Genomic DNA, 16,585 nt, shown 5'->3' on the forward strand with positions numbered 1-16,585 from the left:
GAACACGGAAGTTAAGCTCTCTAGCGCCGATGGTAGTTGGGACCTTGTCCCTGTGAGAGTAGGACGTCGCCAAGCAACTAGACACGAGTCAAATGACTCGTGTTTTTTCGTATTTTCTTTTATAATCCATAGTAATTAAAAAATGTGTTTAAATAATTATTATTTTGATTAAATACAGGGGAATGTGGCTAGGATAGTGAATAAGCAAAAGAGTTGCAAATTTTATTAATACGTATATAATTAAAGTCAAAGATAGTCAAAGTCAATAAAGGTGGCGGATAAATGAGAAATATATCTGATATCATTGAGCAATATCTAAAGCAAGTTATTGACTTAAGTAATAATAATGTGATTGAAATCAAAAGAAATGAGATTGCGGATCGATTCGAGTGCGTACCATCTCAAATCAATTATGTAATCAATACCCGTTTTACGATAGAAAGAGGATTTGTAGTAGAAAGTAAACGTGGTGGAGGAGGTTACATTCGCATTATAAAAGTCAAACTGCATGACGATATAGACATGATTGATCAAATGCTTCATATGATTGATCATAGCGTTGCGCAAGGGAATGCAGAGAGTATGATTATACGTTTAATAGAAGAGGGAATCATAACAAATCGTGAAGCTAAACTTATGTTAAGTGTACTAGATCGTTCTGTATTATCAATGGATGTTCCTTCTCGAGATGAACTTAGGGCTCGAATATTATGCGCAATGTTAAGAACACTGAAATATAAATAAATATAGCTTTTGTAAAAGAATAATAACTAAGAGATAAGGCAGTTAAATATTGTAGAGGTTTTGAAAAAAGAACACGCACTTTTATTTAAACAAGTAAAGGAAAGTGAACAATCTAGTAATGTATGAAAATTACTATCAGATAGATCGTTCCTATTGTAAAGGTGGGGATAGTGATGACTTGTCAAAACTGTAATATAAGACCAGCAACTTTACATTATACAAAAGTAATCAACGAAAAGAAGACGGAAGTTCATCTTTGTGAGCAATGTGCAGAACAAAGTGGCTATACGTCTTTCTTTCAATCACCGCAGTCTAACTTTTCATTCCATGATTTATTTGCTGGGTTATTACACGGTGAATCAACAATGTTTGAAGAAGGACAAAACGGGCTTTCGAATACAAGTATATTAAGGTGTCCAGATTGTAAGATGACATATGAGCAATTTACAAAGGTGGGACGGTTTGGATGTGCTTCTTGTTACGATACATTTAAGGAACATTTAAAGCCATTATTAAAACGTCTGCACGGCGGACATACAGATCATTGTGGAAAAATTCCGGAACGTATAGAAGGAAATCTTCACTTAAAGAAAGAATTAGATGAACTAAAACTCATTCTGAAACAATACGTACAGAAAGAGGAGTTTGAGAAAGCTGCTGAAGTAAGGGATGATATTCGAGGTCTTGAAAATCAGCTTAGTGAGCATAGAGAGGGGGAATAGTTCTATGTCACTGGACAAAATTATGAATGAAGCGATTAGTCCATGGATGAAGGGGGATGGCCCTGATTCTGATATTATTTTAAGTAGTCGAATTCGTTTGGCTCGTAATTTTAAAAAATATCAATTCTCTACTATGCAAAACGAAGAAGAAGCTAGACAGATTCATGAATTATTTAAAAAGGAATTTATAAATAAAACGGTAGAACCTTTTGGAGAGTTTGAACTATTAAAAATGAATGAATTAACGCCTCTTCAAAGGAGAGTATTAGTTGAAAAGCATTTAATTAGTCCTAACCTTGCAGGAACAGAATATGGAGCATGTCTATTATCAGAAAGCGAACATATTAGTGTTATGCTTAATGAAGAAGACCACATTAGGATACAGTGCTTATTTTCAGGGTTACAGTTATCAGAGGCTATTCAAAGTGCCAATCAAATAGATAATTGGATAGAGGAAGAGGTTGAATATGCTTTTGATGAATCACTTGGATATATAACGAGCTGCCCTACTAACGTTGGTACAGGATTGAGGGCTTCCGTAATGATTCACTTACCGGGACTCGTTTTAACGAAAAGAATTAGCCGCATTATACAAGTAATTCAAAAATTAGGGTTAGTAGTAAGAGGAATATACGGTGAAGGTAGCGAAGCGTTAGGTAATATATTTCAAGTGTCAAATCAAATGACGCTAGGAAAATCTGAAGAAGATATTATTGCAGATTTAAAAAGTGTCATTCAACAAATCATACAGCAAGAAAAAATAGCTAGAGAATTAATTGTACAAAATTCAAGTATTGAGCTTGAAGATAAGGTTTATCGCTCTTATGGCATACTAGCAAACAGTCGGTTAATTCAATCTGCAGAAGCGGCCACTTGCTTGTCAGATGTACGACTTGGTATTGATTTAGGATATATAAAAGGTGTATCGAGAAATATTTTGACTGAGCTAATGGTTCTTACACAACCAGGCATTTTACAACAATATGCAGGCGGACCTTTAGGACCAGAAGAAAGAGATTATCGAAGAGCAACCTTAATCCGTGAGCGATTACGTATTGAAAAAAACTAAGCGCAAGTAGGAGGCGATTTCTATGATGTTTGGAAGATTTACAGAAAGAGCACAGAAAGTATTAGCTTTATCTCAAGAGGAAGCAATTCGTATTGGGCATAATAATATTGGAACAGAACACATTTTACTTGGGCTTGTACGCGAAGGGGAAGGAATTGCAGCAAAAGCGTTAATTGCTCTTGGATTAAGTCCAGAGAAGGTTCAAAAAGAGGTAGAAGCGTTAATTGGACGCGGAACAGAAGCTTCTCAAACTGTACATTATACACCGCGTGCTAAAAAGGTTATTGAGTTGTCTATGGATGAAGCTCGTAAATTAGGTCATTCTTACGTTGGAACAGAACATATCTTACTTGGTTTAATCCGTGAAGGTGAAGGTGTAGCAGCACGTGTTTTAAATAACTTAGGTGTTAGCCTAAATAAGGCAAGACAACAAGTATTGCAACTCCTTGGAAGTAATGAAGCAAGTTCAGGTCACCAAGGTGGTTCTTCAACGAATGCAAATACACCGACACTGGATAGCTTAGCACGTGATTTAACAGTTGTTGCACGTGAAAATCGTCTAGATCCTGTTATCGGTCGTGGTAAAGAAATTCAACGTGTAATTGAAGTTTTAAGCCGTAGAACAAAAAACAATCCTGTATTAATTGGAGAACCTGGTGTAGGTAAAACGGCAATTGCAGAAGGATTAGCACAACAAATTGTAAATAATGAAGTTCCTGAAACATTAAGAGATAAGCGTGTTATGACACTAGATATGGGTACAGTTGTAGCTGGAACGAAATATCGTGGTGAATTTGAAGATCGTTTAAAGAAAGTTATGGATGAAATCCGTCAAGCTGGAAACATTATTCTATTTATTGATGAACTTCATACATTAATTGGTGCAGGTGGAGCAGAAGGTGCAATTGATGCATCTAACATTTTAAAACCATCTTTAGCACGCGGAGAGTTACAATGTATTGGGGCGACAACCTTAGATGAATATCGTAAATATATTGAAAAAGACGCGGCTTTAGAAAGACGTTTCCAACCAATTCACGTTGATGAGCCAAGTTTAGACGAATCAACTCAAATATTGAAAGGTTTACGTGATCGTTACGAAGCGCATCACCGTGTATCTATTACAGATGATGCAATTGATGCAGCTGTAAAGCTTTCAGACCGCTATATTACAGATCGTTTCTTACCAGATAAAGCAATTGATTTAATTGATGAAGCTGCTTCAAAGGTTCGCTTACGCTCTTATACAACACCACCAAATCTAAAAGAGCTTGAAGTAAAACTTGAGGAAATTAGAAAAGAAAAAGATGCAGCTGTGCAAAGTCAAGAATTTGAAAAAGCTGCTTCCTTACGTGATATGGAACAACGCTTACGTGAAAAGTTAGAAGATACGAAGCGTCAATGGAAAGAGCAACAAGGAAAAGAAAACTCAGAAGTGACAGTAGAAGATATTGCAAATGTCGTTTCTACGTGGACTCGTATACCGGTTTCTAAACTTGCACAAACAGAGACTGATAAATTATTAAACTTAGAATCCATTCTTCACAACCGTGTTATTGGTCAAGATGAAGCGGTAGTAGCTGTAGCGAAAGCTGTTCGTCGTGCTAGAGCAGGATTGAAAGATCCGAAACGTCCGATTGGTTCATTTATTTTCTTAGGACCAACAGGTGTAGGTAAAACAGAACTAGCAAGAGCATTAGCAGAATCTATGTTCGGTGATGAGGATGCAATGATTCGCATCGATATGTCTGAGTACATGGAGAAGCATTCGACTTCTCGTTTAGTTGGATCTCCTCCAGGATATGTTGGATATGAAGAAGGTGGACAATTAACAGAAAAGGTTCGCCGTAAGCCATATTCAGTTGTCCTATTAGATGAAGTAGAGAAAGCTCATCCTGATGTGTTTAACATTTTACTACAAGTATTAGAAGATGGTCGCTTAACGGATTCCAAAGGGCGTACAGTTGATTTCCGTAATACAATTGTTATTATGACATCTAACGTTGGTGCAGATGCGTTAAAACGTAATAAACATCTTGGATTTAACGTACAAGATGAGAGCCGCGATTATTCAGATATGAAAGGTAAAGTAATGGATGAACTGAAAAAGGCATTTCGTCCAGAATTCTTAAACCGTATTGATGAAATTATCGTGTTCCATATGCTTGAGAAAAAACATATTCAAGAGATTGTAACACTTATGGTGAATCAGTTAGTGAAGCGCTTAAAAGAGCAAGAGATTGAATTGCATTTAACAGAAGGAGCGATTTCAGCCATTGCTGATAAAGGATTTGACCGAGAATACGGTGCTCGTCCGCTTCGTAGAGCAATTCAGAAACATGTAGAAGATAGACTATCGGAAGAACTTTTAAAAGGTGCTATTGAGAAAGGACAAAAAGTTATCTTTGATGTTGAAGGGGAATCATTTGTCATTCATAGTGCTGAAAAGGTAAAATAAGTATAGACAAACTAAGAGGGCTACGAGATAGCCCTCTTTCTTGTACGAGAAGGATAAACTGTTTATAGATGAAAGTGAAGTGAAATATAAAACGATATGGCTAAAAAGAAAACAAAATTCACATGTCAAGAGTGTGGTTATCAGTCACCAAAATATATGGGGAAATGCCCTGGTTGTGGTCAATGGAATACGCTTGTTGAAGAGATGGAACCGGTTGTATCATCAAGACGCCTTAATTATGCCAATGCAATTCAATCGGAAGTAACAAAACCAAGACGCCTAACAGAAGTAGAAACAAAATCTGAGGCACGTATTGAAACGAAATTCCAAGAGTTTAACCGTGTACTTGGTGGTGGGATTGTAGATGGATCCTTAGTACTTATTGGTGGAGACCCTGGGATTGGGAAATCAACATTGTTATTACAAATTTCATCGCAATTAGCAGATTCTTCATATGATGTACTATACATATCGGGTGAGGAGTCAGCAAAGCAGATTAAACTTCGTGCAGATCGTTTGCATGTAAAGGGTAGTAATCTATTTGTTGTAGCAGAAACTGATCTACAGCGAATTGCAGCGCACATTGAAGAAATGAATCCAGCTTTTGTTGTTATTGACTCTATTCAAACGATACATTTACCTGAAGTGACGTCAGCCCCAGGAAGTGTAGCGCAAGTACGTGAATGTACAGCGGAATTAATGAAACTTGCAAAAACGAAAGGAATTCCTATTTTTATCGTCGGACATGTAACAAAAGAGGGGGCAATTGCAGGACCTCGTATGTTAGAACATATGGTCGATGCAGTTCTTTACTTTGAAGGAGATCGTCATCATACATATCGTATTTTGCGAGCTGTGAAGAATCGTTTTGGCTCCACGAATGAAATGGGTATTTTTGAAATGAAAGAGCTCGGTCTTGCGGAAGTCTTAAACCCTTCTGAAATTTTTCTTGAGGAAAGACCCGTTGGAGTCGCAGGATCAACAGTAGTTGCCTCAATGGAAGGAACAAGACCGGTTTTAGTAGAAATACAAGCATTAATCTCCCCTACTAGTTTTGGAAACCCTCGAAGAATGGCGACGGGAATTGATCATAACCGTGTATCGCTTATTATGGCAGTGCTAGAAAAAAGAACAGGTTTATTATTGCAAAACCAAGACGCATATTTAAAAGTAGCAGGTGGTTTGAAATTAGATGAACCAGCAATTGATTTAGCTGTGGCTTTAAGTATTGCTTCAAGTTTTAGAGATAAATCTACGACACCAACTGATGCAGTAATAGGAGAAGTAGGATTAACTGGAGAAATAAGAAGAGTATCAAGAATTGAACAACGTGTACAAGAAGCAGCTAAATTAGGATTTCAACGTGCTATTATTCCTAGAAAAAATTTGGGAGGATGGACAATTCCGGATGGGATTGAGGTAGTAGGTGTATCTAATTTAGGGGAAGCGCTTCGTTTGACATTAGGAGGCTAGGCTATGGAAGAAAACAAGCAACGTGTCAAAAGTATGATTAATATTTTACAGCTCGTGGCCCCAGGAACACCACTGCGCGAAGGGATAGATAATGTGCTTCGCGCACAAACAGGGGGACTAATTGTTCTTGGATATAATGAACAAATTAAAAGTATTGTTGATGGGGGATTTCACATTAATTGTGCATTCTCTCCTGCTAGTTTATACGAATTAGCAAAAATGGATGGGGCACTTATTTTAAATGAAACCGGAAGTAAAATTTTAATTGCAAATGCACAGTTAGTTCCAGAGGCATCTATTGATTCTATTGAAACAGGTATGCGCCACCGGACGGCAGAGCGTGTAGCAAAGCAGACAGGTAGTCTCGTTGTGGCTATTTCACAAAGACGTAACGTAATTACACTATATCAAGGGAATTTACGTTATACACTAAAGGATATAGGTGTTATTTTAACAAAGGCGAACCAAGCTATTCAAACGTTAGAAAAATATAAGGCTGTATGGAATGATGGTATTACGAATTTGGGCATTCTAGAATTTGAAGAAGTCGTTACAATGTCCGAGGTGGTTCATGTGTTACATAGTGTTGAAATGGTACTGCGGATTAAAAATGAAATATTGAGCTATATTCATGAGTTAGGAACGGAAGGTAGGTTAATTCGTTTACAACTTACAGAACTACTAGCTGATTTAGAGGCAGAGGCAGCGTTATTAATTAAAGATTATTATCAAGAAAAAACACAAGACCATCATCAAATTTTGAAAAAGTTACAAGATCTTGCGAATACACAACTTCTAGAGGATAGCGATTTAGTTAAATTGCTTGGCTATCCAGGACAAATGAGTTTAGAAGAAAGTGTGACGCCGAGAGGATACCGAATCACAAGCAAAATTTCGCGCGTTCCGCCACTTATCATTGAAAATTTAATTAATCGATTTAAGACTTTGCAAGGTGTTTGTCGAGCAACTATTAATGAATTGGATGATGTGGAAGGAATTGGAGAAGTAAGGGCGAAGAAAATACGAGAAGGCTTAAAAAGAATCCAAGAGCATCTCTATATGAGTAGACACAATTAAGAATATTACATTGATTCCATAATATAACGACACTAGAACATTTTTGGTATAAGATATGGTATATTGGTAAATAAAACTATTTATAAAAAAACACGTCCGCTTTTGCATTCGGCGTTTTGATTAGCGAAACAATGGTTAATAATGAGTAGGAGGTGGTTGGATGTTAAAACGGATTGTACAGCTCTTCTTTCTAGTAATTGGCGGAGCGTTAGGGATTTACTTAATCCCAAAAGTTATTAATGTATTAGACATCGGTGCCGTTCCTTTATTGGAAGGATCGTATGTTCGTGCAATTATTGGTGCAATTATTTTATTTTTAACAACATTTTGGCTTGTAGATTATATTGTTCAACTTATTAAGCATATTGAAGAGGCTCTTGTAAAGGCGCCTGTAGCGGATGTTTTATTTGGTACATTAGGGTTAATCTCTGGTCTTATTGTTGCATATTTAATTTTAATACCAATTCGTGAATTTACAATTCCAGTTATTAGCACAGTGTTGCAAGTGTTCTTTACTCTTTTACTTGGATATTTAGGATTCCAAGTAGGGTTTAAAAAGAGGAATGAATTGCTAGGATTATTTACATTACCACAACGTGGAAAGAAGAAAAATAATAATAGTGAGAATGAAGAAACTGAGGTAGAAGAATCTACAACTCATTGGAAAATTCTCGATACGAGTGTAATTATCGATGGGCGTATTGCTGATATTTGCCAAACAAAGTTTTTAGAAGGAACAATTGTGATTCCACAATTCGTGTTAGAAGAACTTCAGCACATTGCCGATTCTTCTGATGCTTTAAAGCGTAATCGTGGTCGCAGAGGATTAGATATTTTAAATCGTATTCAAAAAGAGATGCCGATTCCGGTAGAAATTTATGAAGGCGATTTCGATGATATTCAAGAAGTGGATAGCAAACTTGTAAAGTTGGCGAAAATCACTGGTGGAACGGTAGTAACGAATGATTTCAATTTAAACAAAGTTTCTGAATTACAAGGGGTAACGGTGTTAAATATTAACGATTTAGCTAATGCAATTAAACCTGTTGTACTCCCAGGTGAAGAACTGAGTGTTTATGTTGTCAAAGATGGAAAAGAACAAAATCAAGGTGTTGCATATTTAGATGATGGCACGATGATTGTAGTAGAAGATGGTAGAGAATATGTAGGTTCACAACTCAATGTGCTTGTTACTAGTGTGTTACAAACATCGGCTGGGCGTATGATTTTCGCCAAACGTAAATTATTAGAAAAAGCATTATAAGTAGAGGATTATTAATATGTATACATTAATTATTCCAGCAGCTGGTCAAGGTAAGCGGATGGGTGCTGGTAAAAATAAGTTGTTCTTACTTATTAATGAAGTACCGATTATTGTGCATACGTTACGTGCTTTTGAAAAAGATAAAGCGTGCAAAAGTATTATTATGGCAATTAACGAAGAAGAACGTCCGTATTTTGAAGAATTAATGCAGAAGTATCCAATTGAAAAGCCAGTACAATTTATTCAGGGCGGAGCCGAAAGACAAGATAGTGTATATAACGCCATTCAGCATACTAGTGATGTTGAGTATGTTCTTGTACATGACGGCGCGCGTCCATTTGTAACGAACAAAGTGATTCAAGATGTATTAACTGCAGCAGAAAAATATGGAGCGTCCATTTGTGCGGTACCAGTGAAAGATACAGTTAAGAAAGTAGAGCAGGGTATCGTTGTCGAAACGGTAGAAAGATCTCAGCTTAAAGCTGTACAAACACCACAAGGGTTCGCTGTTTCTCTTTTGTTAGAAGCTCATAGAAGTGCAAAACAGGGTTGTTTCCTTGGTACAGATGATGCAAGCCTCGTAGAACGTATCGGGAAGCAAGTAGGTGTAGTAGAGGGGAGTTACTATAATATTAAAGTGACGACTCCAGAGGATTTATTAATTGCTGAAAGTTTCCTTCATGTTCAAAAGAAATGAAAGTGATGATTATAGCGAAAAAAAGCTCGGCAACAGCCGGGCTTTTCTTTATAAGGATAGCGATATAATATAGAATCATAAAGCTCTGTAGTTTAGCTTGAGGAGGATGTAAAAAATGTTTCGAATTGGACAAGGTTTTGATGTGCATGAGTTTGCGGAAGGTAGACCGTTAATTATTGGTGGAATTACAATTCCTCATGAGAAAGGATTAATTGGTCATTCAGATGCAGACGTATTGTTACATACGATTGCGGATGCATGTTTAGGTGCAATTGCAGCTGGGGATATTGGGAAGCATTTCCCTGATACAGATTCTGCTTTTAAAGATGCTGATTCAGCTGTATTGCTGCAAAAGGTTTGGGAATTTGTACGTGAACAAGGTTACGAGTTAGGGAATCTAGATTGTACAATTATTGCTCAAAAGCCAAAGATGGCACCACATATTGAAAGTATGCGTAAACGTATTAGTGAACTATTAGAAACGTCTATTGACAATATCAATGTAAAAGCAACAACAACAGAAAAATTAGGATTTACAGGTAGAGAAGAAGGAATTGCTTCTCAAGCAGTTGTTTTATTACAGAAAAAATAATGGTTTTTAATTCGTAAGATGGATAATCACATTTTTTTGGTGTACAATTATAGAATGTGTTGACATTAAGAATGGAAGGTGTACCAATTATGGAAAAGCAAGTGAGAGTGCGCTATGCGCCAAGTCCAACAGGACACTTACATATCGGAAATGCGCGTACGGCATTATTTAATTATTTATTTGCTCGTCATCAAGATGGTAAGTTTATTATTCGTATTGAAGATACTGATGTGAAACGTAATGTTGCTGGTGGAGAAGAAAGCCAATTAAAATACTTGAAATGGCTCGGTATGGACTGGGATGAAGGTGTTGATGTTGGTGGTGAATTTGGACCATATCGTCAAACAGAGCGTTTAGATATTTATAAAAAATTATATGAAGATTTATTAGAACGCGGTTTAGCTTACAAATGTTATATGACAGAAGAAGAGCTAGAAGCAGAGCGTGAAGGACAAATCTCTCGTGGTGAAACACCGCGTTATGCTGGAAACCACCGTGATTTAACTGAGGAGCAAATGAAGGGATTTGAGGCTGAAGGCCGCATTCCGAGTATTCGTTTCCGTGTACCGGTTGATCGCGACTACACGTTTAAAGATATCGTAAAAGATGAAGTTGCATTCCATTCAAATGATTTCGGTGATTTCGTTATCGTGAAAAAAGATGGAATTCCAACTTATAACTTTGCGGTAGCAGTAGATGATCACTTAATGGAGATTACACATGTACTTCGTGGTGATGATCATATTTCAAATACGCCAAAACAAATGATGATTTACGAAGCTTTCGGTTGGGATATTCCGCAATTTGGTCATATGACTTTAATTGTAAACGAAAGCCGTAAAAAGTTAAGTAAGCGTGATGAATCTATTATTCAATTTATTGAGCAATATAAAGAGCTTGGATATCTTCCAGAAGCGATCTTTAACTTTATTGCACTACTAGGTTGGTCGCCAGTAGGAGAAGAAGAAATCTTCTCTCAAGAAGAATTTATCAAAATGTTCGATGCAGCTCGTTTATCAAAATCACCTGCATTATTTGATTCTCAAAAACTAAAATGGATGAACAACCAATATATGAAAAAGCAAGATTTAGATACGGTGGTAGAATTAAGCTTACCGCATCTAGTGAAAGCTGGACGTATAGGTGAAACTTTAAGCGAACAAGAACAAGCTTGGATTCGTGATGTAATTGCGTTATATCATGAACAAATGAGTTTTGGAGCTGAAATTGTAGAGCTTTCTGAAATGTTCTTCAAAGATCATGTTGATTATGAAGAAGAAGGACAAGAAGTATTAAAAGGTGAACAAGTACCAGAAGTACTTCGTGCATTTGCGAGTCAAGTAGAAGCACTAGAAGCGATGGAACCAGCAGCAATTAAGGCGGCTATTAAAGCAGTGCAAAAGGAAACAGGTCATAAAGGTAAAAACTTATTTATGCCAATCCGTGTTGCAACTACTGGTCAAACACATGGCCCAGAGCTTCCTAATGCTATTGCACTTCTTGGAAAAGAAAAAGTTTTAAATCGTCTTCAAAAAGTAATTGGTTAACATTTTCTAGATTTAGAAATATAATAAGTATACTTAAAACCTAATAAGGAAAAGCGACGAGAAGGAGAAGTAGAAAATCAGGCTTTTTACAGAGAGAACCACCTTTAGGCTGGAAGTGGTTTATAAGCGGATTTTTGAAATGCCCCTTCGAGTCTTCTGCTGAACAGCGAATTGTTTTGTGAAACGTCTTAGGGCGTAAAGTAAGCAGAAGCGGTGTACACCGTTATCATAGATGAGTTTGAGGCTTTCTTTAGCCTAAACAGAGTGGAACCGCGCTTATAAGGCGTCTCTGTCAATATGACAGAGGCGTCTTTTTTATACCGTAAAAATGGGTATGAGTATAAGTTTTATCCCCGTGTATAAAGATTTAGGGGGATAAGTAGGGAGTTAAGGGAGTTAGTTCACTCGAAAAAGCAGCCCATAAAGGGGAGGGAGCGTCGATGTTTAAGAGGCTTCGGGAAGATATTGAAGTCGTTTTTGAACAGGATCCAGCGGCAAGAAGTTATTTCGAAGTCATTTTGACTTACTCTGGATTACATGCAGTTTGGGCCCATCGAATTGCACATGCTTTTTATAAAAAGAATTTCTTCTTTATTGCACGTTGGATCTCACAAGTTAGTCGTTTTTTTACCGGTATTGAAATTCATCCAGGAGCAACAATTGGTCGTCGTTTTTTCATAGACCATGGAATGGGGGTTGTAATTGGAGAAACGTGCGAGATTGGTGATAATGTAACGATCTATCAAGGTGTTACATTAGGTGGTACGGGTAAAGAAAAGGGGAAGAGGCACCCTACAATTCAGGATAATGTATTAATTGCAACAGGTGCTAAAGTACTAGGTTCTATTACAGTTGGAGAGAATTCTAAAATTGGAGCAGGGTCTGTCGTATTAAAAGAAGTACCTGCACATTCTACAGTTGTAGGTATACCTGGCCGAGTCGTTATTCAAAATGGAGTAAAGATCGGTCAAGAATTAAATCATTCTGACCTTCCAGACCCAATTTTTGATAAGTTAAAGGTCATGGAAGTAGAACTTGATAAATTGAAAAAACAACTTGAAGTAAAGGTAGAAAGGAAGGATAAAAATGACTATTCACATTTATAATACGTTAACGCGTCAAAAGGAAGAGTTTACTCCATTAGAAGAAAATAAGGTAAAGATGTATGTGTGTGGACCTACAGTTTATAACTATATTCACATTGGGAATGCAAGACCACCTATGGTATTTGATACGGTACGCCGTTATTTAGAATATAAAGGGTATGATGTGCAGTATGTATCTAACTTTACTGACGTAGATGATAAATTAATTAAAGCAGCAAATGAATTAGGTGAAGATGTGCCGACAATTGCTGACCGTTTCGTTGAAGCGTATTTTGAAGATGTAACGGCACTAGGTTGCAAACATGCAACAGTTCATCCGCGTGTAACGGAAAATATGGATATCATTATTGAATTTATTCAAGAACTTGTGAATAAAGGATATGCATATGAATCAGAAGGTGATGTGTACTTTAGAACGAAGGAATTTGAAGGATACGGTAAATTATCGCATCAACCAATCGCCGACTTACGTCACGGTGCACGCATTGAAGTAGGAGAAAAGAAACAAGATCCTCTTGATTTTGCTCTATGGAAAGCTGCGAAAGAAGGAGAAATCTTCTGGGAAAGCCCTTGGGGGAAAGGTCGTCCAGGCTGGCATATTGAATGCTCAGCAATGGCGCGTAAATACTTAGGAGATACAATCGATATTCATGCTGGTGGTCAAGACTTGGCATTTCCTCATCATGAGAATGAAATTGCGCAGTCTGAGGCATTAACAGGAAAAACATTTGCACGTTATTGGATGCACAATGGATATATTAATATTAATAATGAGAAGATGTCTAAGTCACTGGGGAACTTCATTTTAGTTCACGATATCATTAAGCAATATGATCCACAGCTAATTAGATTCTTTATGCTATCGGTACATTACCGTCACCCAATTAATTTCAGTGAAGATTTACTACAAAGTACAAATAACGGACTGGAAAGAATTAAAACGGCTTACGGTAATTTAAAACACCGTATGGAAAGTAGTACTGATTTAACAGATCATAATGAGAAATGGTTAGCGGAACTGGAAAAATTCCAGACTGCATTTGAAGAAGCAATGAATGATGACTTCAACACTGCTAATGCAATCACTGAGTTATATAATGTAGCAAATCATGCAAATCAATATTTACTGGAAGAACATACGTCTACAGTTGTAATTGAAGCATACGTAAAACAACTTGAAACATTATTTGATATTTTAGGGTTAGAATTAGCGCAAGAAGAGTTGCTTGATGAAGAAATTGAGGTACTTATTCAAAAGCGCATTGAAGCTCGTAAAAATCGTGATTTTGCGTTATCGGATCAAATTCGCGATGATTTAAAAGACCGTAATATTATTTTAGAAGATACCGCTCAAGGTACAAGATGGAAAAGAGGATAAGAATGATTGATGCAAAGCAATTAAACAGCTTAGCGTTAGCATATATGGGTGATGCGGTATATGAACAATATATCCGCTATCACCTACTTCAAAAAGGGAAAGTTCGTCCTAATCAATTGCATCGATTAGGGACAAGCTTTGTTTCGGCAAAAGCGCAGGCGAAAGTTGTTTATCATTTATTAGAGACAGCATTTTTAACAGAGGAAGAAGAGGCGGTACTAAGAAGAGGGCGTAATGCAAATTCAGGTACTGTCCCGAAAAATACTGATGTACAAACATATCGATATAGTACAGCCTTTGAAGCGCTAATTGGCTATCATCACTTATTAAATAATCGTGAAAGATTAGACGAAATTGTATATAAGGCAATTGCTGTTTTAGAAGAAAAGGAAGGGGGCACATCATCATGAGTAGTGAATATATTATCGGACGTAACCCTGTAATTGAAGCGTTACGCTCAGGAAGAGATATTAATAAAATTTGGATCGCGGAAGGTGCTGCCAAAGGACAAATACAAATTGTACTAGCACTAGCGAAAGAAAATAAGATTATTTTACAACATGCACCAAAGAAGAAGTTAGACCAGTTAGTTGAGGGGAACCATCAAGGTGTAATTGCTCAAGTGGCTGCATATCAATATGCTGAGCTAGAAGATCTATTTGAAGTGGCAGAGAAGCGTAACGAAGATCCGTTCTTCTTAATTTTAGATGAAATCGAAGACCCGCATAACCTAGGTTCTATTATGCGTACTGCGGATGCAACAGGAGCTCATGGAATTATTATTCCGAAAAGAAGAGCTGTGGGACTTACTGCATCAGTTGCGAAAGCATCGACTGGAGCAATTGAATATATTCCTGTTGCACGTGTAACGAATTTATCTCGTACAATCGATGAATTAAAAGAACGTGGACTTTGGATTGCTGGTACAGATGCAAAAGGGAAAACGGATTACCGTAATTTAGATGGTAAAATGCCAATTGGATTAGTAATTGGAAGTGAAGGAAAAGGTATGAGTCGTATTATTGGTGAAAAATGTGATTTCTTAATTACTTTACCGATGGTCGGTAAAGTTACATCCTTAAATGCTTCAGTAGCCGCAAGTTTGTTAATGTATGAGGTATATCGTAAGCGTCACGAAATTGGTAAATAAAAAATGAACGATATTTTAATCGTTGACGGTTACAACATTATCGGAGCTTGGGGAGACTTGAAGAAACTACGGGATGTAGATTTGCAATCATCAAGAGATGCACTGATTGATAAGATGGCGGATTACCAAGGATACACAGGTACAAAGGTAATGATAGTTTTTGATGCTTATACAGTCCAAGGTATTGAAAAAAAGATGAAACAATCGCGTGTGGAAGTCATATTCACGAGGAAGAATCAAACTGCAGATGAAAAGATAGAGCAGCTTGCGATTGAGCTTAGAAATATAAATACGCAAATATATGTTGCGACTTCTGATTATACGGAACAATGGGTTATATTTGCGCAAGGTGCTCTTCGGAAATCTGCACGTGAATTGGAGTTGGAAGTACAAGCGATGGAGCAACAAGTAAGAAGGCGTACACAAGACACAAAAGAAAAGCAACCCGCCATGCGAAAGATATTTAGTAAAGATATTACAGAAAAATTAGAAAAATTAAGAAGAGGAGAGCGTTGAAGCATTGACGCTCTTTATCTTTTTACTGTATAATATTGCTAAATAAATAGCGGTCGGAGGGATCAAGGTGGAAGCAGGCTTCGTAAGTGTAGGCGACGTTACATTTCGTGATTTAGAGGATGAGGCAATCGTTGAGTTAGTTCGAAAAGGTAATACTGACGCTCTAGAATATTTGATTCACAAATATAAGAACTTTGTTCGCGCGAAATCGAGATCTTATTTCTTAGTGGGTGCCGATCGAGAAGATATTGTTCAAGAAGGTATGATTGGATTGTTTAAAGCGATTCGTGATTATAAAGAGGACAAGCTGTCTTCATTCAAAGCATTTGCTGAACTGTGTATCACTCGGCAAATTATTACCGCTATTAAAACAGCAACAAGGCAAAAACATATTCCGTTAAATTCATATGTGTCTTTAGATAAGCCGATTTATGATGAGGAATCTGATCGGACATTATTAGATGTTATTTCGGAAGCGAAGGTAACGGATCCTGAAGAAATGATTATAAGTCAGGAAGAATATACAGACATAGAATCTAAAATATCTGAATTATTAAGCGATTTAGAAAGAAAAGTGCTTTCTTTATATCTAGATGGTCGTTCTTATCAAGAGATTTCGGAACAGTTAAATAGACATGTGAAATCTATTGATAATGCTTTACAGAGGGTGAAGCGGAAATTGGAACGATATATGGAAATGAGAGAGAGTACCACTTTAAATTCATAACAAATGCTACAGGTGTAAAAAATCACCTGTTTTCTTTTTGTAGAGAGTGCAAAAGGCATGTCATT

At 36.9% G+C, this 16,585-nt stretch carries 16 protein-coding genes and 1 other annotated feature; all 16 genes read left to right on the forward strand.

The window, feature by feature from the left end; translation table 11 throughout:
- Positions 1-282: 282 nt before the first annotated feature.
- Positions 283-744, forward strand: a complete 462-nt coding sequence (gene ctsR / locus RBB48_RS24715; RefSeq protein ID WP_001244556.1) for a transcriptional regulator CtsR — start codon at positions 283-285, stop codon at positions 742-744.
- A 173-nt stretch (positions 745-917) separates the two neighbouring features.
- Positions 918-1,466 (forward strand): protein-arginine kinase activator protein McsA, encoded by a 549-nt coding sequence (gene mcsA, locus RBB48_RS24720; RefSeq protein ID WP_088061472.1) that lies wholly within the window; start codon positions 918-920, stop codon positions 1,464-1,466.
- Between the two features lie 4 nt (positions 1,467-1,470).
- A complete protein-coding gene (mcsB, locus tag RBB48_RS24725) occupies positions 1,471-2,535 on the forward strand; it encodes a protein-arginine kinase McsB (RefSeq protein WP_306008235.1) in 1,065 nt (354 codons plus the stop codon).
- Between the two features lie 22 nt (positions 2,536-2,557).
- Positions 2,558-4,993, forward strand: a complete 2,436-nt coding sequence (gene clpC, locus RBB48_RS24730) for an ATP-dependent protease ATP-binding subunit ClpC (protein ID WP_000971181.1) — start codon at positions 2,558-2,560, stop codon at positions 4,991-4,993.
- 96 nt (positions 4,994-5,089) lie between these two features.
- The gene (gene radA / locus RBB48_RS24735; RefSeq protein ID WP_001085205.1) at positions 5,090-6,466 is read left to right on the forward strand and encodes a DNA repair protein RadA; all 1,377 of its coding nucleotides are present in this window, start codon (positions 5,090-5,092) and stop codon (positions 6,464-6,466) included.
- Between the two features lie 3 nt (positions 6,467-6,469).
- The gene (gene disA / locus RBB48_RS24740) at positions 6,470-7,543 is read left to right on the forward strand and encodes a DNA integrity scanning diadenylate cyclase DisA (RefSeq protein ID WP_000392165.1); all 1,074 of its coding nucleotides are present in this window, start codon (positions 6,470-6,472) and stop codon (positions 7,541-7,543) included.
- A gap of 160 nt (positions 7,544-7,703) precedes the next feature.
- Entirely contained in the window at positions 7,704-8,807 is a 1,104-nt protein-coding gene (locus RBB48_RS24745) for a PIN/TRAM domain-containing protein (protein ID WP_000919686.1), read from the forward strand.
- A 16-nt stretch (positions 8,808-8,823) separates the two neighbouring features.
- Positions 8,824-9,504, forward strand: coding sequence for a 2-C-methyl-D-erythritol 4-phosphate cytidylyltransferase (ispD, locus tag RBB48_RS24750; protein ID WP_048562648.1), 681 nt, complete (start codon positions 8,824-8,826; stop codon positions 9,502-9,504).
- A 115-nt stretch (positions 9,505-9,619) separates the two neighbouring features.
- Positions 9,620-10,096, forward strand: coding sequence for a 2-C-methyl-D-erythritol 2,4-cyclodiphosphate synthase (gene ispF / locus RBB48_RS24755; protein WP_016121241.1), 477 nt, complete (start codon positions 9,620-9,622; stop codon positions 10,094-10,096).
- A gap of 89 nt (positions 10,097-10,185) precedes the next feature.
- Positions 10,186-11,643, forward strand: coding sequence for a glutamate--tRNA ligase (gene gltX, locus RBB48_RS24760; protein ID WP_087983926.1), 1,458 nt, complete (start codon positions 10,186-10,188; stop codon positions 11,641-11,643).
- Between the two features lie 47 nt (positions 11,644-11,690).
- Positions 11,691-11,937 (forward strand) — a binding site (T-box leader).
- A 146-nt stretch (positions 11,938-12,083) separates the two neighbouring features.
- Entirely contained in the window at positions 12,084-12,749 is a 666-nt protein-coding gene (cysE, locus tag RBB48_RS24765) for a serine O-acetyltransferase (protein ID WP_000476500.1), read from the forward strand.
- Complete coding sequence (gene cysS / locus RBB48_RS24770; RefSeq protein ID WP_000152265.1) at positions 12,730-14,127, forward strand: cysteine--tRNA ligase; 1,398 nt, start codon at positions 12,730-12,732, stop codon at positions 14,125-14,127. Before cysE ends, cysS begins: the two co-directional genes overlap by 20 nt.
- A 2-nt stretch (positions 14,128-14,129) precedes the next feature.
- On the forward strand, positions 14,130-14,537 hold the full coding sequence (locus RBB48_RS24775; protein ID WP_000564263.1) for a Mini-ribonuclease 3: 408 nt from the start codon (positions 14,130-14,132) through the stop codon (positions 14,535-14,537).
- Positions 14,534-15,277 (forward strand): 23S rRNA (guanosine(2251)-2'-O)-methyltransferase RlmB, encoded by a 744-nt coding sequence (gene rlmB, locus RBB48_RS24780; RefSeq protein ID WP_306008236.1) that lies wholly within the window; start codon positions 14,534-14,536, stop codon positions 15,275-15,277. The genes RBB48_RS24775 and rlmB overlap by 4 nt, the downstream gene beginning before the upstream one ends.
- 3 nt (positions 15,278-15,280) lie before the next feature.
- The gene (locus tag RBB48_RS24785; RefSeq protein WP_000997888.1) at positions 15,281-15,793 is read left to right on the forward strand and encodes an NYN domain-containing protein; all 513 of its coding nucleotides are present in this window, start codon (positions 15,281-15,283) and stop codon (positions 15,791-15,793) included.
- Between the two features lie 67 nt (positions 15,794-15,860).
- Positions 15,861-16,520: an RNA polymerase factor sigma-70 gene (locus RBB48_RS24790; protein WP_000387198.1), complete on the forward strand. Its 660-nt coding sequence runs from the start codon at positions 15,861-15,863 to the stop codon at positions 16,518-16,520.
- Positions 16,521-16,585 lie beyond the last annotated feature (65 nt).

The organism is Bacillus sp. MMSF_3353, from assembly GCF_030733445.1.
In the GTDB taxonomy this organism is placed as follows: Bacteria; Bacillota; Bacilli; order Bacillales; family Bacillaceae_G; genus Bacillus_A; species Bacillus_A wiedmannii.